Source organism: Planktotalea sp., from assembly GCF_018607995.1.
Classification (GTDB): Bacteria; Pseudomonadota; Alphaproteobacteria; order Rhodobacterales; family Rhodobacteraceae; genus Planktotalea.
The window spans coordinates 18,983-36,643 of record NZ_JABBAL010000034.1; the positions used below are offsets into that span (position 1 = coordinate 18,983).

17 protein-coding genes and 1 pseudogene are annotated in these 17,661 nt (G+C 53.9%); 9 read left to right on the forward strand and 9 right to left on the reverse strand.

Annotated elements, in window-relative coordinates:
• Positions 1 to 133: 133 nt before the first annotated feature.
• Positions 134 to 934 (reverse strand): annotated as a pseudogene (locus tag QZ280_RS14360) (DUF2330 domain-containing protein); the annotation flags it as partial.
• 338 nt (positions 935 to 1,272) lie between these two features.
• Here QZ280_RS14360 and QZ280_RS14365 point away from each other — a divergent pair.
• From QZ280_RS14365 to QZ280_RS14375, 3 genes are all read left to right on the forward strand, one after another.
• On the forward strand, positions 1,273 to 2,415 hold the full coding sequence (locus QZ280_RS14365) for a phosphoserine transaminase (RefSeq protein WP_293445420.1): 1,143 nt from the start codon (positions 1,273 to 1,275) through the stop codon (positions 2,413 to 2,415).
• A gap of 66 nt (positions 2,416 to 2,481) precedes the next feature.
• A complete protein-coding gene (gene serA, locus QZ280_RS14370) occupies positions 2,482 to 4,077 on the forward strand; it encodes a phosphoglycerate dehydrogenase (RefSeq protein WP_293445421.1) in 1,596 nt (531 codons plus the stop codon).
• Between the two features lie 54 nt (positions 4,078 to 4,131).
• A complete protein-coding gene (locus QZ280_RS14375; RefSeq protein ID WP_293445422.1) occupies positions 4,132 to 4,860 on the forward strand; it encodes a metallophosphoesterase family protein in 729 nt (242 codons plus the stop codon).
• Positions 4,861 to 4,941: 81 nt separating this feature from the next.
• Here the strand turns inward: QZ280_RS14375 and QZ280_RS14380 are convergent, their stop codons facing one another.
• The 4 genes from QZ280_RS14380 to smpB form a co-directional block, all read right to left on the reverse strand.
• Complete coding sequence (locus tag QZ280_RS14380; protein ID WP_293445423.1) at positions 4,942 to 6,126, reverse strand: amino acid aminotransferase; 1,185 nt, start codon at positions 6,124 to 6,126, stop codon at positions 4,942 to 4,944.
• A complete protein-coding gene (sseA, locus tag QZ280_RS14385) occupies positions 6,126 to 6,983 on the reverse strand; it encodes a 3-mercaptopyruvate sulfurtransferase (RefSeq protein WP_293445424.1) in 858 nt (285 codons plus the stop codon). The genes QZ280_RS14380 and sseA overlap by 1 nt, the downstream gene beginning before the upstream one ends.
• Before the next feature lie 97 nt (positions 6,984 to 7,080).
• A complete protein-coding gene (locus QZ280_RS14390; RefSeq protein WP_293445426.1) occupies positions 7,081 to 7,260 on the reverse strand; it encodes a hypothetical protein in 180 nt (59 codons plus the stop codon).
• A 135-nt stretch (positions 7,261 to 7,395) separates the two neighbouring features.
• Entirely contained in the window at positions 7,396 to 7,872 is a 477-nt protein-coding gene (gene smpB / locus QZ280_RS14395) for an SsrA-binding protein SmpB (RefSeq protein WP_293445428.1), read from the reverse strand.
• A gap of 228 nt (positions 7,873 to 8,100) precedes the next feature.
• On the opposite strand from smpB, the gene QZ280_RS14400 reads away from it, so the two are divergent.
• The 4 genes from QZ280_RS14400 to QZ280_RS14415 all read left to right on the forward strand — a co-directional run bounded on the left by QZ280_RS14400 (position 8,101) and on the right by QZ280_RS14415 (position 10,192).
• Positions 8,101 to 8,352: a hypothetical protein gene (locus QZ280_RS14400; protein ID WP_293445430.1), complete on the forward strand. Its 252-nt coding sequence runs from the start codon at positions 8,101 to 8,103 to the stop codon at positions 8,350 to 8,352.
• The gene (locus QZ280_RS14405; RefSeq protein WP_293445432.1) at positions 8,349 to 9,701 is read left to right on the forward strand and encodes an aminotransferase class III-fold pyridoxal phosphate-dependent enzyme; all 1,353 of its coding nucleotides are present in this window, start codon (positions 8,349 to 8,351) and stop codon (positions 9,699 to 9,701) included. Before QZ280_RS14400 ends, QZ280_RS14405 begins: the two co-directional genes overlap by 4 nt.
• 65 nt (positions 9,702 to 9,766) lie before the next feature.
• Positions 9,767 to 9,889, forward strand: a complete 123-nt coding sequence (locus tag QZ280_RS14410; RefSeq protein ID WP_293445434.1) for a hypothetical protein — start codon at positions 9,767 to 9,769, stop codon at positions 9,887 to 9,889.
• A gap of 39 nt (positions 9,890 to 9,928) precedes the next feature.
• Entirely contained in the window at positions 9,929 to 10,192 is a 264-nt protein-coding gene (locus tag QZ280_RS14415; protein WP_293445436.1) for a hypothetical protein, read from the forward strand.
• Here the strand turns inward: QZ280_RS14415 and QZ280_RS14420 are convergent, their stop codons facing one another.
• The 4 genes from QZ280_RS14420 to QZ280_RS14435 are packed head-to-tail and all read right to left on the reverse strand — an operon-like array spanning position 10,193 to position 14,094.
• Positions 10,193 to 11,122 (reverse strand): metal ABC transporter permease, encoded by a 930-nt coding sequence (locus tag QZ280_RS14420; RefSeq protein ID WP_293445438.1) that lies wholly within the window; start codon positions 11,120 to 11,122, stop codon positions 10,193 to 10,195.
• Positions 11,119 to 12,324, reverse strand: a complete 1,206-nt coding sequence (locus QZ280_RS14425; RefSeq protein WP_293445440.1) for a metal ABC transporter permease — start codon at positions 12,322 to 12,324, stop codon at positions 11,119 to 11,121. Before QZ280_RS14425 ends, QZ280_RS14420 begins: the two co-directional genes overlap by 4 nt.
• 3 nt (positions 12,325 to 12,327) lie before the next feature.
• Positions 12,328 to 13,092 carry a metal ABC transporter ATP-binding protein gene (locus tag QZ280_RS14430; protein WP_293445596.1) on the reverse strand — a complete coding sequence of 255 codons (765 nt, stop codon included), beginning with the start codon at positions 13,090 to 13,092 and terminating at the stop codon, positions 12,328 to 12,330.
• A 42-nt stretch (positions 13,093 to 13,134) separates the two neighbouring features.
• Entirely contained in the window at positions 13,135 to 14,094 is a 960-nt protein-coding gene (locus tag QZ280_RS14435; protein ID WP_293445442.1) for a zinc ABC transporter substrate-binding protein, read from the reverse strand.
• Positions 14,095 to 14,291: 197 nt separating this feature from the next.
• Here QZ280_RS14435 and deoC point away from each other — a divergent pair, with 197 nt between their 5' ends.
• Both deoC and QZ280_RS14445 read left to right on the forward strand, forming a co-directional pair.
• Complete coding sequence (gene deoC, locus QZ280_RS14440) at positions 14,292 to 15,281, forward strand: deoxyribose-phosphate aldolase (RefSeq protein ID WP_293445444.1); 990 nt, start codon at positions 14,292 to 14,294, stop codon at positions 15,279 to 15,281.
• 11 nt (positions 15,282 to 15,292) lie between these two features.
• Entirely contained in the window at positions 15,293 to 17,617 is a 2,325-nt protein-coding gene (locus QZ280_RS14445) for an aldehyde dehydrogenase family protein (protein ID WP_293445446.1), read from the forward strand.
• Positions 17,618 to 17,661: the final 44 nt, after the last annotated feature.

Here is a 17,661-nt window from a genome sequence, read left to right on the forward strand (position 1 = left end):
CCTTGGAATACTGCGCATGAAGGCGCGTCACATAAACGTTCTGCGGCGTACCTTCACCCCGCGGCCAGCGAACACCCAACGCGCGCAGCTCTTTGTTGCTTAAAAGGATCGGCGGCGCAAGGGTCGCACCGGCTCATGTCCCACGCGTATTCCATGACAATACCACCGGTGCGGCCAACAGTTTTTCCAAACATGTCACGGTAAAACCGCGAGAATACTTTTCGATAAATACAGGCAAATCCGTGTCGGTCGGCAGCGCCTTCGCTTTGTAATTCGCAACCTCGATCCTGCCCTCGCGGGACAGCATGAAAAATAAAGCATCCTGCACTTTGTCAGCATTGAGTTTGCCCAATTGAATCGCCAACATGAAAGGCTTTGAGCAAAAAGAGATTTGCAAAGGTGGCAACTCTCGCGAGTCACCCGCTGCATGGCGCGCGAGGTTCACATTGGCCACAAAGAACTTCATGCCATTGTCGATATAGTCTGCATGCACCGGCTCCGCGCCTTGCGGCAACTTGTATCCTTCACCCTTTAAAAACGTCGTCAAGCCATCTGACTGCTTCGCTTTGAGAATCAAAATGTCATGTTGTCCAACCGCGTACTGCGCTTTGATCGCGACACCCTGCGCACACGCGCAACTACAGATTGTAGGCTGCTTTTTCGCACCACGCCGCTGCGTGGCTTCTTCTACAATGATAGGTGTTTCCAGTTTTATTGGCGCGCAAGGATCCTCGTTAAAATATTCAACCAAACGTGGTGCTGTGTACGAATCAAGATGCGTGATGATCTTGGCATCATCCGCGCGCACTTGATCTCGATGCAAGACTTTGCGCGTTGGCACGATCATCGCAAAGTCAGACGGAGCACCGCGATAACCCGAAGACATGGTGATCATAGAATTGCACCCATTCCGTACAAAGAAGACCTTGGAGGAATGATTGTAGAGCGACCCACTGCCTTAGCGACGTAGAACCCACAAAAGGCTTGGGCGCTGTTTGCTAAAAATAGAGCAATTAAAAGAAGAGAGAAAAATCGCGTTTTGAACCAACCAATACCTTTGAAAATAAGGCCAGCCTAAAGCGTAACTCAGGCTGACGTTACCTCACGAAATGTGACAGGTGGTGTTCCCCCTATCGACGCCCATGAGGCAAACAAACGCAGATTCTTCGCATTTGATTAATTTTCGCGTTGCATTCGACCGTCGCGCCCCATAAGCCCGGCGGCGGGACACCCTTCCCCAACGAAGGGCATATATCTGTGAGGATACCAGCTATGGCTATTCAAGTACCGGTCGCGCGACCGTCGAATCCGCGTTTTTCTTCTGGCCCCTGTGCCAAACCCCCCACATTCACGCTCGACACGCTTTCTGACGCTGCCCTTGGCCGTTCGCACCGCGCTGCTGTTGGCAAGGACAAGCTTAAGGCCGCGATCGAAGAGACCCGTGAGATTTTGGGCGTACCGGCTGACTACAAAATCGGCATCGTGCCCGCCTCTGACACTGGTGCCTATGAGATGGCCATGTGGAACCTTCTAGGCGAGCGTCACGTTGAAATGCTCGCATGGGAAAGCTTCGGTGCGGGTTGGGTGACTGATGCGGTCAAACAGCTCAAGCTGGACGCGACTGTGAAAACTGCGGACTACGGTGAGATTGTTGATTTCAGCACGGTCGATTTCAACAATGATGTTTGTTTCACTTGGAACGGCACCACCTCCGGTGTGCGCCTCGTCAACGGCGACGTTATTCCCGCTGATCGTGATGGTTTAACGCTTTGCGATGCAACATCCGCCGCCTTTGCGATGGATTTGCCTTGGGACAAGCTCGATGTGACGACCTTCTCTTGGCAGAAGGTCCTCGGCGGCGAAGCCGCACATGGCATGATCATTCTAAGCCCACGCGCTGTTGCTCGCCTTGAGAGCTACACACCAGCATGGCCACTCCCCAAAATCTTCCGACTGACTAAAGGTGGCAAACTCATCGACGGTATCTTCTCAGGTGCGACAATCAACACGCCCTCCATGTTAGCGGTTGAAGACTACCTGCAAGCGCTAACATGGGCGCGTTCAGTCGGCGGTTTGCAGGGCCTCATTGCCCGCGCAGACGCAAATACGGCTGCCGTGACCAACTTTGTCGCGGAGAATGATTGGATTGATTTCCTCGCTGTAGATCCTGCGACGCGTTCAAATACGTCCGTGTGCTTGAAGTTCACGGATGATCGCATCACAAAAGGCGTGGCTTTCGCAAAAGCCATCGCTAAACGCTTGGAAGCTGAGAACGTAGCGCTCGACATAGGTGGCTATCGTGATGCCCCTGCGGGTTTACGCATCTGGTGCGGCGGTACGGTCGAAACATCGGATATCGAAGCGATGCTGCCTTGGTTGGCGTTCGCATTCGAGACCGAAATCACAGCCGCGTAAAACACATAAGGTGCGTGGACGATCCACGCACCATTCCCCCAAAAGATTGATAAAAGGACCAACGCCATGGCTCCCAAAGTACTCGTTTCTGACAAACTCAGCGAATCCGCTGTTCAAATTTTCCGCGATGCTGGCATTGATGTCGATTTCCAACCCGAGCTGGGTAAAGACAAAGCCAAGCTGGCCGAAGTGATCGGTCAATACGATGGCCTTGCGATTCGCTCCGCTACAAAGGTGACCGAAAAAATCCTGAACGCAGCAACCAATCTCAAGGTCATCGCGCGCGCAGGCATCGGCACCGATAACATCGACAAGGTCGCCGCCTCCAAAAAAGGTGTGATCGTGATGAACACACCGTTTGGCAACATGATCACCACCGCCGAGCACGCAATCGCAATGATGTTCGCTGTCGCACGTCAAATCCCAGAAGCAAGTTCATCGACACACGCAGGCAAATGGGAAAAATCTAAATTCATGGGTGTTGAGCTGACCAACAAAACGCTTGGCGTCATTGGAGCAGGCAACATTGGCGGCATTGTCTGTGACCGCGCACGTGGCTTGAAGATGAAGGTCGTCGCTTACGATCCATTTCTTGGTGAAGAGAAAGCCGAGAAGATGGCCGTCGAAAAGGTCGAGCTGGATGAACTTCTCGCCCGCGCCGATTTCATCAGCTTGCATGTGCCATTCACTGATGCGACCGCCAATATCCTCAGCCGTGAGAACCTCGCCAAGACCAAGAAAGGTGTCCGCATCATCAATTGCGCACGCGGTGGTCTTGTTGATGAGAAAGCGCTCGCTGATATGTTAAAGTCCGGCCACATCGCTGGCGCGGCTTTTGATGTGTTCAAGGAAGAGCCTGCGACAGAAAATGCACTCTTTAATTTGCCTAACGTTGTGTGCACCCCGCATTTGGGAGCGGCCACGACGGAGGCGCAGGAAAACGTCGCTTTGCAAGTCGCGCAACAAATGTCGAATTACCTCAACACAGGTGCTGTCGAGAACGCCCTCAACATGCCATCCGTCACCGCTGAAGAAGCAAAAATCATGGGACCATGGGTATCTCTCGCAGGTCATCTAGGTGCGTTCATTGGCCAAATGACGGATGAACCGATCAAAGCGATCAACATCCTCTATGATGGTTCTGTTGCGCAGATGAACCTTGATGCACTAAACTGTGCATCCATCGCAGGGATAATGAAACGGGTGAACCCCGATGTGAACATGGTGTCCGCCCCTGTGATTGCCACCGAGCGTGGCATCAAAATCAGCACAACAAATCAGGAAAAATCCGGCACGTTCGATGGTTATATCAAGGTCACCGTCGTCACAGAGAAGCGCGAGCGGTCTGTCGCAGGCACTGTCTTCAGCGATGGCAAACCGCGCTTTATCCAGATCAAAGGCATCAATATCGATGCGGAAATTGGCGCGCATATGCTCTACACAACCAACGAAGATGTGCCGGGCATCATTGGTCTCCTTGGTAACACAATGGGCAAGAATGGCGTGAACATCGCGAACTTCACGCTTGGCCGCGCTGATGTTGGCGGTGAAGCGATCGCACTCCTATACGTGGACAATCCGATCCCTGCTGATGTGTTGAAAACACTTGATGGCACAGGCAGGTTCTCACAAGTCAAACCGCTAGAGTTTGACATCGCTTAAGCAATGTAGAGGCCGCTCTTCTCAGGGCGGCCTTTCTGCATTAGGGCTATCAACATGACACAGCCCATTTACGCCATTGGCGACATTCACGGCCAGCTCGAGATGCTGGAAAACGCACTTGCTCTGATAGAAGCCGACGGCGGCACGGACGCACACATCATTTTCCTTGGTGATTATGTGGATCGCGGTATGCATTCTAAAGGGGTGATCGAGCGTCTCGCAACTGGCAAAGCAGCGGGCAAACCTTGGCGCTTTCTCAAAGGTAATCACGACCGCATGTTCGAATGGTTCATGGAACCGATCCCACGTCATGATCCCTATTTACTCATTGGTTACCATTGGTTGCACGAAAAACTTGGTGGCACGACAACCCTCGCGTCTTACGGCGTCGATGCAAGCGAGGAACGCAGGCTGTTCAACGTTCACGCCGACGCGCTCAAGGCAGTCCCACATCATCATCTCCGCTTTTTGCAAGATTGCGAAATTTCGATCTTTGCAGGCCCGTTGTTCTTCACACATGCCGGTGTGCGCCCCGGTGTCGCACTTCACGACCAAGCCGAAGACGATCTCGTGTGGATCAGAAACGAGTTTTCAAGTAACCGACGCGACCACGGCGCGCTCGTGGTCCACGGGCACACGCCCGTCGCCGCTCCTTTGCACGCAGGCAATCACGTTAACCTCGACACTGGCGCAGGGTATGGAAAACCTCTAACGACTGCCGTGTTTAAAGACACGCAAGTCCACGTACTCACAGACCAAGGCCGCCAAAAACTCGTGCCTTAGTCTTCCTATTTCCAAAAATGTCCTGGGGGTCTGGGGGCTAGCACCCAGCCTGTCGGATAGGCAATGCCCATTCAAAAACGACTACACACCCACGTCGATAATCGCTTGCGCCAAGATCGGCACAGACTGCGCGTTCAAGCCAGCGATATTCATACGGCTGTCGCCAACCATATAAATCCCATGCTCTGCACGCAGACGTTCCACCATCTCAGGAGTAGTCCCAAGGCGTGAAAACATCCCACGGTGCTGCGCCAAAAAGCCAAAGCGATCAGACCCGCTCAAACGCTGCAATTCACCTGCAAGCTGTTCACGCAAACCAAGCATGCCTAGACGCACATCTTCCAACTCTTTCACCCAATCTGCATACAGATCAGGATCGCTTAGAACCATGGTTACCAAACGCGCGCCGTGGTCGGGCGGAAAGGAAAAGTTCTGACGGTTTAAAAACGCCAAGGTCTCCTGATTGCGACCGCGTTGTGAACCATCTGCCGAGACAGCCATCAAAATACCCGTCCGCTCACGGTAGATCCCAAAGTTCTTGGAGCAACTCGCAGCCACCAGGCATTCAGGTACAGAGGAGGCGATCAAACGCACGGCGGCGGCATCTTCTTCCAAGCCATCACCAAAGCCTTGGTAAGCGATGTCAATCGTTGGAATGGCACCCATATTGTTCAACAGATCCAAAACGATCTGCCATTCGGTCAAATTCAGGTTCGCGCCCGTCGGATTGTGACAGCAGCCATGCAGCAACACGATGTCGCCTGCCTTCACGTCCTTAAGATCTTCCATCATCCCGTCAAAATCAACGCCGCGCATTTCATTATCAAAGTAGCGATACGCCACGTGCGTCATACCAAGATAGTTCAACATCGAGACATGGTTCGGCCACGTCGGGTTTGAGACGAAAACACGCGCGTCAGGATTGGCCATCTGGATCAGCTCGAACGCTTGACGGATCGCGCCAGTGCCACCGGGTGTCGCAATCGACGCGATATTGTCATGCGCAACAGAATTCCCAAGAACGAGATTGATCATTGCAGTTGAGAAAGCAGGATCGCCCGCCAAAGCCACATAGGACTTGCTGCTTTCCAGTTCCCAAAGCTGCTGCTCTGCACGCTTCACAGCACCCATGATCGGCGTGACACCTTCAGCGTTCTTATAAACACCAACACCAAGGTCGATTTTGCTATCCCGCGGATCTTCACGGTAGGCTTTGACGAGGGACAGAATTTTGTCAACAGGTTGCTCTTTAAGGTTAGCAAACATCAGGCTTCTCCGGTTGCAATAGGCATCGTTGGGGCCGCGCCCCATTCATTCCAAGATCCATCATAAACGGAATGGTCGCTCTTCCCAATCCGCTCAAGTGCAAGGGCAAGAACGCAAGCAGTAATGCCCGAACCGCATGTGTTGATCACAGGCTTGCTTAGATCAACGCCACCTGCTTCAAAGGTTGCTTTCAACGCAGCAGGTTCTTTCATAGTGTTGTCAGCGTTAAGCAGATCTTTGTAAAACACGTTCAGAGAGCCCGGAATATGACCAGCGCGCATACCCGATCTGGGCTCTGCCTCTGCGCCAGAAAAGCGTCCGGGTGAACGCGCGTCAACGATCTGAGGTGCACCAAGCTTTGCTGCACCAGCAACTTGCGTTGCGTCCTTCACCATTTGGTTCTGAAACCGCACCATCATGTGGCGATCGCGAATAACAGGGGCCAGATCTTCAACCTCACGCCCTTCTGCGACCCATTTCACCATTCCGCCATCCAAGACCGCAATGTCCATTTGACCCATCAAGCGAAACAGCCACCACACGCGCGGTGCGGAGAAAATGCCAGAGCCGTCGTAAACAACAATCTGATGCCCGTCGCCGATGCCCAACGCACGCATGCGCGACATGAATTTCTCTGCGCTGGGGGCCATATGGGTAAGCGAAGACCGCGCGTCGCTTATTTCGTCAATGTTAAAAAAACGCGCACCGGGGATGTGGCTTGCGTCATACTCCGCTTTCGCGTCTCGGCCCTCAGAGGCCATATACCAAGACGCATCAATAATTCTCAGATCGGGGTCGCGCATATGCGCTGCCAGCCAATCGGTGGAAACCAATGTCTTCGGGTCGTCCAATGCCATGTGAAAAGCCCTCTTTTGTCTAAAAACTTGCTTACTGCCGAGGGACCGCAGTAGCAAGTGCAGGCACCGCGAAACCGCGATTCCTCAAATGGCGCGATTACTTCGCCATCATGTTCTTGACTACCCCAACGGCCGCAAGAACTGTGCCGTCGCTGATACCACCTCCGAGGATGCCAGAGATTGAGTCGATGAGTGTACCTTGGTTCAGGTTCTTTAATACACCACCAGCAACGTTGCCGCCGATTGCGCCTGAAGTAAGACCAATCAAAGGTTCCATAATAATTCCTGCCCGTCGGGCCGTTATATTCAGCAACGCACGTACTGCCCGTACCATGCGCGCCTGTTGAGTATTACTACTTGCACAGGAGGTCATGGGTAAAGCAAAGGAAAACTTGTACGTTTTAGACGCAGTTTAATCTGCGTGACGCAGCAAACGTTGTTTTTGACGACCCCAATCACGCTTGGCATCACTGGCGCGTTTGTCGTGATTTTGTTTTCCCTTGGCGATGCCGATCTTCAACTTCACAAACCCTTTGTGATTGAAATAGAGCACAAGCGGCACAAGCGTCATGCCTTTGCGCTGCGTATCCGACCACATGCCCACCAGCTCTTTCTTGGAAGCAAGCAGTTTACGCCGACGGCGTTCTTCGTGGCCCCATGTCTTCGCGGCCTCGTAAGGCGCGATGTAGCTGTTCACTAACCACAGCTCGCCATCTTTTACTTCCGCGTAGCTTTCAGCAACATTGGCAGAATTCACACGCAGGGATTTGACCTCAGACCCTTGCAGAATGATCCCGCATTCAATGTCATCCTGTATCGCATAATCATAACGTGCACGCCGGTTTTCGGCGATCACTTTGTAGTTTGGATTGTCCTTGGGCTTGGCCATCGCGCACGTGTCTTTCTGAAGTCTAGGTGCACTACATAGGCGCTATACCTGCGCGCTCCAAGTGCCTTTGAGAAATGCCTCTGGACTTGGACTACACAACTGCTCAGACTTCCTTATAAAATTTGCTTTTTTGTAAGTCACCAATTTGACCGACTTACTTCTCCTTGCCTTCTTCTTTCTCTGCGCTGCCAAGATATCATTCACGATACCTAAGACAGTTCCCTGCGCATGGCGCGCTCTGCATTTGAAGCCATGGGGTTTGATAGAGCTAGAGCCGCTGACATGGTCGCTGTCTTAGATGAAATGGATCGTAAAGTGATGGTCGAGGTCGCGCCTCTCCATGAAATGGACACACCTTTGCTTGAAAACACAGAATTTATAGACACTATCCGCAAAATGATGCCCCGTTATGAGGCGGCGGTGAACAAGCAGACACTTAAAATCCTTCAGCACAACTCAAAAGGTGAGGAACAGCTATGAAAGACGACAATTTCCTACGCGAAAACAATGCCCGTCATATTTGGCACCCGATGGGGCATCAGAACAATTCTGATGAAAACATGCCCGCAATTATCACCAAGGCTGAAGGCGTCGTTATCGAAGATCTCGACGGTCACAAAACAGTCGATGCTGTTGGCGGTCTTTGGTGCGTGAACCTCGGCTATTCCAACAACGTCATTAAAGATGCAATTGCCAAGCAGCTCTATGATCTGCCCTATTATTCGGCCTTCTCTGGAACATCCAACCCGCCTGCGATTGAGGCCTCATACGCAGTACGCGAGTTCTTTGAACCCGACGGCATGGTGCGCACGTTCTTCACCTCTGGCGGCTCTGACTCGGTCGAAACCTGCCTGCGCCTGTCACGTCAGTACCACCGACTGCGGGGCGAACCAACGCGGACCAAGTTTATCTCCCTCAAGAAGGGCTATCACGGCACACACTTCGGCGGTGCATCCGTTAACGGCAACAACCGTTTCCGCATCGGCTATGAACCTATGCTGCCCGGCTGTTTCCACCTGCCCAGCCCCTATCCCTATCGCAATCCCTTCAACGAGACCGATCCTGCGCAACTGGCGCAAAACATCGCAGCCGCGTTTGAGGATGAGGTTCAGTTCCAAGGCGCGAACACCATCGCCGCCTTTATCATGGAGCCGATACAAGGCGCGGGCGGCGTGATTGTTCCACACGAGAGTTTCATGGGTCTTATGCGTGACGTCTGTGATCGTCATGGTATTTTGATGATCGCCGATGAGGTCATTACGGGTTTCGGGCGCACCGGCTCTTGGTCTGGCTCAAGCCACTACGATGTAAAACCAGATATGATGAGCACCGCCAAGGGCATCACCTCTGGCTACTTCCCTGTTGGTGCTGCGCTGTTCAACGAAAAAGTCGCGGATGTGTTTGAGAACAGCGATCCAGCGGAAGGCGGTATTTATCATGGTTACACCTACTCTGCACATCCTGTTGGCGCCGCTGCGGTCGCAGCCTGTCTTGCTGAAACCGTGCGTCTTGATCTGCGCGCCAATGCGGCTGCGCGCGGCACGCAACTTTATGAAGGCCTGCAAGCACTCGCGTCCAAGCACGACATCATAGGTAATGTGCGCGGTGGGCAAGGCTTGATGACAGGGATGGAACTGGTCTCTGACAAATCGGCTAAAACTCCGATAGATCCAGCCACAGTCAAACGCATCCAGCAAGCCACCTATGAGGCAGGTGCAATGGTACGTATGGGACCACCAAACATTCTGATGTCGCCGCCGCTGACGATTTCTGAGAGCGAAGTGCAAACAATCCTCACAGCGCTCGATTCGGGGCTTTCCGCCGCTTAAATTCTATCGGCTTGAACTTAGATGACACAGACTTCTAGGCTGACACCAGCCTGGGAGTTTTTTGTATGAAGCCATTTGTCATCGACGCGTTGATCGCCACAATCGCATCTGTTGCCCCACAATTTGCAGCCTCCAAAGAATATAAGTTCAATTGGAAGCGGACAATTTCGTCCGGCACGTTCGATTAAGAAACATTCTTTTATTGGACCCAACGTGAGCCAGATGGCGTGTGCCGCCAAGACACATCCTTTTCCATCAAAGCAAAGAAAAAGCCCAAAAAGGGCACAGTTCAGTGGTTCTGGGTCTCCAAAGTACTTCCATCAGGCGATTGCGCAGGCACGCTCGTCAGTGGATATCAGATCATGTACACACCCAAGTGTAAGCCCAAAAAGGACCTCGTTGTGCTCGAAGTGCGCGGTCTTGATCGTTTAAACGAAGGCCAAGCAGACGTTGATAAAGCACGTATCGAAATCAAGATCCGAAAGCAGTAATTACTCTTCGGCAGGCGCACCGCTTCTTGATCTGTGCGGACCTACAATTGCTGTGAGCGCAAGGATTGCGCCCGACACCGCTGCGATCATGCCTGCAGCGCTGACCGCATTATCCGCACCAAGCCAGAGCGGGCCGTAACCTGCCAACACATATCCAATCACGGCTGACAACGTCGCGAACAAAACGCTCCACGCGACCTGTGTGCCAAGATGATTGGTCATTAGCCGCGCAGCTGCTGGTGGACAAATGAACATCGCAATCACGATAATTGACCCGACTGCATCAAAAGCTGCAACCGCGGCGAGCGCTGCGACAATGACCAAAGCAAAGCCAAGTGGCCCAGTGCGAATACCCATGCTTTGCGCGAAACTCTCATCGAACGTCGAGAGCTTCAAGGGACGCCAGAACACCCATATGAACAGCACTACGACGCTTAAAACGATCAGTAAGCGGGGCAATTCAACGGGAAGATAGGCAAGCGCCTCGACATCAAGCAGCGACGCCCACCCTGTTGCATCTAGCCAGATCAGGCTTTCCAAATTCCCAAATAGCGCATGTTCAACGTCCAAATGCACAGCGCTTGTATCTGATTGCTCTAGCAGCAAAACACCGCCTGCAAACATCGCAGTAAAGGTCACGCCCATCGCTGCACCCGGCTCGATCCGGCCAAGGCGACGGATCGCTTCGATCATCACCACAGCCACCACCGCGGCACTTGCCGCACCAAGCATCATTGGCACTGCGGCAATGACGCCTGTGATCAAGAACGCCACAACGATGCCCGGCAAAACCACATGGCTGATCGCATCCCCAATCAAGGCTTGACGCCGCAACAGCAAGAAGTTTCCTGGAAGCGCACAGGCAATCGCAGCCAATGTGCCGATCAACATAGGCGTCAAAGACAGCGCTACGAATTCTTCACCCATCATGGCCGCACCCCCTTTGGCGCACCAATCAAGCGATCCAATTCGTTGATCTGATCACCTGTGAGGACCGTTTCGATCTCTGTCAGCCCATCGTAGAATGTTGCGGCCAATGCGAACTCTTCCCGCGAGCGCGCCATTTGCCAACGGGTTTCATCACGCAACGCCTTGGCCGCGCGCGCTTTGCCGTCACTGGTCGCAACGCCATCGGCGCGTACAAGTCCAGCGCGACGCAATAGGCGAAGCGTGAGTTTTTCGTAGATCGGTTGGCCTTGCGCGAGGGCAAGCAACCCTTGACGCACATGGACACGCCTTTGAAAAGAGAGGTGCTTTAGCACTGCTGCAAGAACACCGCGCGCGGGCGCAAACAGGAGCGACAAAGCGAACATCGCGAAGGAAACAAGAACGATCACAGGACCCGTCGGCAGCGCTGGCGCAATCGCCGACAAGGCCGCACCGAGGTAGCCTGAGACACCGCCAAAGATGCCCGCGACCCAGAGCACACCCGTGACTCGTTCGCTCCAAAAGCGTGCAGTGACGGGGGGGATGATCAGCAAGGCCACGATTAGGATAAGTCCGACAATCTTGAGGCCCACAACCGTGATCGCCATGACTAGACCCATCATGATCAGATCAAGACGCGGCACGTTCAAACCACTTGACGCCGCGAATTCAGGATCAAACGCAACAGCACTTAAAGGTCTGCGAAAAGCGGTAACCGCCAGCAAAACAGTGGCACCGCCAACGGCGATGATTACCGCGTCGGAATAAAGCATGCCGGCGGTGGAGCCGAGCAAGAAGCCCTCAAGCCCCGCCTGACGACCCTCGCTCATCGTTTGAATAAACGTCAAGAAAACGATGCCAATACCAAAGAAAACAGACAACACTGCGCCAATCGCTGCATCTTCTGCTAGCCGTGTGCGCCGGGTCAAAGCACTGATGCACAACAAGCCGATCCACGCAGACGCGGCAGAGCCAAGCATGAGGCCAAGCAGGCTGCGCCCGTCACCACCCATCGCAACCATCAGAATAAAGGCAAGGCCGACACCCGGCAATGTTGCATGGCTGATCGCATCACTAACCAAAGCGCGTTTGCGCAAGAAAAGAAAGGTACCTGTGACGCCCGCTGCAACACCCAACAGAGTCGCACCAAGGGTTACGAGCGTAGCGTTATAGCCAAGCTGAAGCGTTAGGGCCTGCCAAAGCATGGGTTACGTGCCAAGCGCCGTTTGACCAAGTTGACCCATTGCGAGACGACCGCCGTAAGCCTCTTGCAAGGTCTGGGGCGTGAACGCCTCTTCCACCGTACCTTCGGCAACCCGGGTCGTGTTGATCAGGAAAACGCGGTCGAAATAGTCGGGCACAGTACTCAAATCATGATGCACGGCGACGACAGTTTTGCCATCTGCGCGAAGACCTTGCAGAACGTTGATGATGGCTTTCTCCGTTGCTGCATCAACACCCGAAAAGGGTTCATCGAGAAAGTAAAGATCCGCGTTCTGCGCAAGCGCACGCGCTAAGAAAACGCGTTGCTGTTGACCACCAGAGAGCTGGCCGATTTGACGCTTGGCAAAGTCCTGCATATCGACGCGCTCTAGGCACTCCATCGCGCGCGTTTTGTGCGTTCCGCGCAGACGGCCAAGCAGACCCAGCTCACGATAAAGACCCATCAGAACCACATCCAAAACACGCGTTGGGAAATCCCAATCCACGCTTGCCCGCTGGGGCACATAAGCGATGCGCGCACGGGCGTTTTCAACAGGTTGACCAAAGACAGTCGCAGACCCAGCAAGCGGTTTGATCACACCCAAAGCAGCCTTCAAAAGCGTGGATTTTCCCGCGCCATTAGGTCCGATGATCGCTGTCATAGAACCCCTGGGTACCGTCATATCGACAGAAAACACCGCAGGCTTTTGGCCGTAACTTACGGTCATCGAACGAATGGCAAGCGCTGCATCCGCGCCGTGATCGTCCATGAGTGTTCCGTTAGATGTCGCCAGTTCAATTGCTGTCATGATCTAGCTTCCCGCCACCAATTTGCCGTTCATGCCACGCTTCGGCACGGTGCCGCCCAGCGCTTGGACAATAGTCGTAATATTGTGATCAATCATGCCGATATATGTGGCCTCATAAGTGCCATCAGCGCCCATCGCATCGGAGAACAATTCGCCACCAATTGCGACTATGTGATCCTGCGCTGCTGCGCCCTCGATCAACGCACGAATGTTGCGATCCGAGACGGAGCTTTCGACGAATGCCGCGCCAATCTTGCGTTCTACCAGCATATCCACGAGGGTCGAAATCCGGTTCAATCCTGCTTCGCTCTCGGTAGAGATACCTTGGATGCCAATCACCTCATATCCGAAGGCGCTGCCAAAATAGCTAAAGGCGTCATGCGCCGTCAGCAATACACGCGCGCTTTCAGGAACCGTCGCAAGTGCGGTTTCAGCATAAGTTTGAAGATCACGTAATTCAGCTTCGAATTCAACCAAATTAGCACCAAATTCATACTCAAAATCAGGGCGCGCATCACTCAAAACGCGGGCAATCTTTTGCGCGACACTGCTCCATAGCTTTGGCACCATCCACACGTGCGGGTCAAAACGACCGTCATAATCTGCATGCGAGATAAGCAATTCACGCGGCATCGCATCTGCAACAGGAATAGAGGGCTGGCGACGCGCGAGTTTCTTTAGAAACTCTTCCATCTGAGCCTCAAGATAAAGACCGTGCCACAACACCAAATCCGCACGCGTCATTGACGTGATATCCGTACGTGTCTGACGATACGCATGCGGATCCACACCCGAACCCATCAAAGCACGCACATTTACATGGCTGCCCCCAATGCGACGCGCAGTGTCAGCGATCATTCCTGTTGTCGCAATAATATCCAATGCGCCAGATGCCAACGAAAATTGTGGCGCGACGCTCGTGCTGGCAAGGATCGTAAGAAAATAGCGGCGATTGTAGGTCATGGAATCTCTGGACATTTACTATGAATATGAGAGTCGTTCGCAAGAAGTCAATGCAATTGCGAATTACTCGCAATAAAGCCGATAAATTTCTGATCAAATGGTCAAAATAGTTCTTCTCAACCAATGGGAATACTTGCCAAGCCCCCCCGTGCATGTGACAGGATAAGCAAAACCCCTCTCCTTTGGAGTGACCCGATATGTCCACACACACTGTTCAACCCACGTCCCACTTGCCCCTCACGATTGAACCCAGAAATCCGGGTATGGATCTGGACCTGAGCTGGGTGCGCTCTGTGCAGGCCAACACCTCGTCAATTGAGCGGCGCGCCAAAACGTTACCGGGGCGGCGCAGTGTTAAGAAAGACTACCAAGCAGCCTGGTTGCTGCGCGCTATCGAGTGCATTGATCTGACAACGCTCTCTGGCGATGACACGGCTGAACGTGTGCGCCGCCTATGCGCCAAAGCGCGCGCACCTTTGCGCAATGACCTAAAGGACGCGCTTGGGATCAGCGGCCTGCACACGGGTGCGATCTGCGTGTATCACGATATGATCGAAACGGCCGTAGATGCGCTCGCTGGCTCCGGCATTCCCGTCGCTGCTGTTTCGACTGGTTTCCCTGCGGGTCTGTCACCGTTCCATCTGCGTGTGGCCGAGATTGAGGAAAGCGTGAAAGTAGGAGCGGCAGAGATCGACATCGTCATTTCCCGCCGCCATGTTTTGGCAGGTGATTGGCAAGCTCTCTACGATGAGATGCGCGCCTTTCGTGCCGCCTGTGGCGATGCCCATGTGAAGGCGATCCTCGCTACAGGCGAGTTGGGTACATTGCGCAATGTTACGCGTGCCTCGCTGATTTGCATGATGGCAGGCGCTGATTTCATCAAAACGTCTACTGGAAAAGAAAGTGTGAATGCGACCCTTCCTGTCTCGCTCGTGATGATCCGCGCAATCCGCGACTATCATGAACGCACGGGCTTTCGCGTTGGCTACAAACCGGCGGGTGGCATTTCCAAGGCCAAAGACGCTCTCGTCTATCTCGCTTTGATGAAAGACGAATTGGGCGATCGCTGGCTGCAACCCGATCTCTTCCGCTTTGGCGCGTCGTCACTCCTCAATGATATCGAACGCCAATTAGAACACTACGTCACAGGCGCATATTCCGCCGGCTACCGCCACGCGCTGGCTTGAAGGAGACTACCATGACAATTTCTGAGCGCCTGAACAAAATGGACTACGGCCCTGCCCCTGAAAGCTCAGCTGAGGCGCTAGCGTGGATCGAAAGTCGCGGCGGCCTTGCAGGGCATTTCATTGACGGCACATTCGGCATCCTTCGCGATGATCTGGAGCTGCGCAACCCTGCCACAGGCGCGCGCCTCGCGGGTCTGACCAAAGGCACCGCTGATGAGGTTGCAAGCGCTGTGAAAGCCGCGCGCCGCGCACAAAGCAAATGGGCCAAAGATGCACCTGCACGGGCGCGTGTACTTTATGCGATTGCGCGTTTGATACAGAAACATGCGCGTTTGCTTGCGGTGATGGAAACGCTCGACAACGGCAAACCCATCCGCGAGAGCCGCGACATCGATATCCCCTTGGCGATCCGTCACTTCTACTATCACGCTGGCATGGCGCAGTTGATGGACGAGGAAATGCCTGAGCGCGAAGCACTAGGCGTGTGCGGGCAAATCATCCCTTGGAACTTCCCGCTTTTGATGCTCGCTTGGAAAATCGCGCCTGCACTAGCGATGGGCAACACCGTTGTGCTGAAACCTGCAGAATATACGACGCTGACAGCGATGATCTTTGCTGAGATCTGCGTCGAGGCCGGCGTGCCTGCGGGCGTTGTGAACATTGTCACAGGGGATGGGGAAACAGGCCAGCACATCGTTGACGCTGACGTGGATAAAATCGCCTTTACCGGCTCCACCGCTGTAGGTCGCCGCATACGCGAAGCGACCGCTGGCTCCGGCAAGGCTCTGACTTTAGAGCTGGGCGGGAAGTCGCCCTATATCGTGTTTGATGATGCTGATCTGGATAGTGCTGTTGAAGGTCTCGTTGATGCGATCTGGTTCAATCAAGGTCAGGTCTGCTGTGCTGGGTCTCGTTTGCTGGTACAGGAAAGCGTTGCTGAGCGGTTTTATGCGAAACTCAAACGCCGCATGGATGGCTTGCGCATTGGCGATCCTTTGGACAAATGCATCGACGTTGGCGCGATTGTTGATCCGGTGCAGCTGGCGCAGATCACTAAGATGGTCAGCGAAAATACTGAGGGCAACACATATCACGCCGCCTGCGAAATGCCGGAAGGTGGCTGCTTCTACCCACCAACGTTGATCACAGGTCTTTCTCCCTCCGCAACGCTGATGCAGGAAGAAATCTTCGGCCCCGTGCTCTGCGCCACCACCTTCCGCACTCCAGCGGAAGCGGTACAACTTGCCAACAACACGCGCTATGGGTTGGCTGCGACGGTGTGGAGCGAGAACGTCAATCTCGCGCTCGATGTTGCGCCAAAACTTGTGGCTGGCGTGGTTTGGGTGAATGCGACGAACCTGTTTGACGCTGCTGCCCCCTTTGGCGGCGTGCGCGAAAGCGGGTTCGGACGCGAAGGTGGTTGGGAAGGCCTCACCGCCTACTCCAAGCCTAAAGCAAAGCGCAAAGCGCTGGCAAAGATCGAACCTTTTACAGGCAATGACTCTGGTACGGACCCAATTGATCGAACGGCCAAGCTTTATATCAATGGTAAACAAGCACGCCCTGATAGCGGCTATTCCAAAGCCGTCTTTTCCAAAAAGGGTGCAAAACTCGGCGATATCTCCCTCGCCAATCGCAAAGACATCCGCAACGCAGTCGAAGCTGCGCAAGCCGCGAAAAACTGGTCCAAAACCACAGGCCACTTACGCGCACAGATCCTCTATTACATGGCGGAAAACCTCTCCGCTCGCGCAGATGAATTTGCAAAACGCATCGATGCAATGACGGGCAATCGCACTGGCAAAGCCGAGGTCGAAGACAGCCTCAACACACTCTTCACATACGCCGCATGGGCAGACAAATGGGACGGTTCAGCGCGCGGCGTTCCAATAAAAGGCATCGCGCTAGCGATGAATGAACCCGTCGGTGTTATCGGCGCGCTGTGCAGTGACGACACCCCACTCCTCGGTGCGATCCATACACTTGGAGCTTCCATGGCAATGGGCGACCGCTGCGTTCTAGTGGCCAGCGATCCCTACCCTCTTGCGGCAACGGACCTGATCCAGGTGCTGGAAACATCCGACGTCCCCGCGGGTGTCGTCAATATCCTAACCGGCAGCCATACAGACCTCGCGCCCCACCTTGCGGCACATAATGACATCGACGCTGTTTGGAGCTTCTCCTCTAGCGATCTTTCCGCAGTGATCGAACGCAACTCAACAGGCAATCTTAAACGCACTTGGGTCAACAACGCGCAAACCTCGACACCAAACACCCACGAGTTCCTAAGCGCTGCAAGCGAGACGAAAACAATTTGGGTGCCCTACGGCGAATAGTTCCTTCTTTGGTCCAAAAATACCTCGGGGTTTGGGGCAGCGCC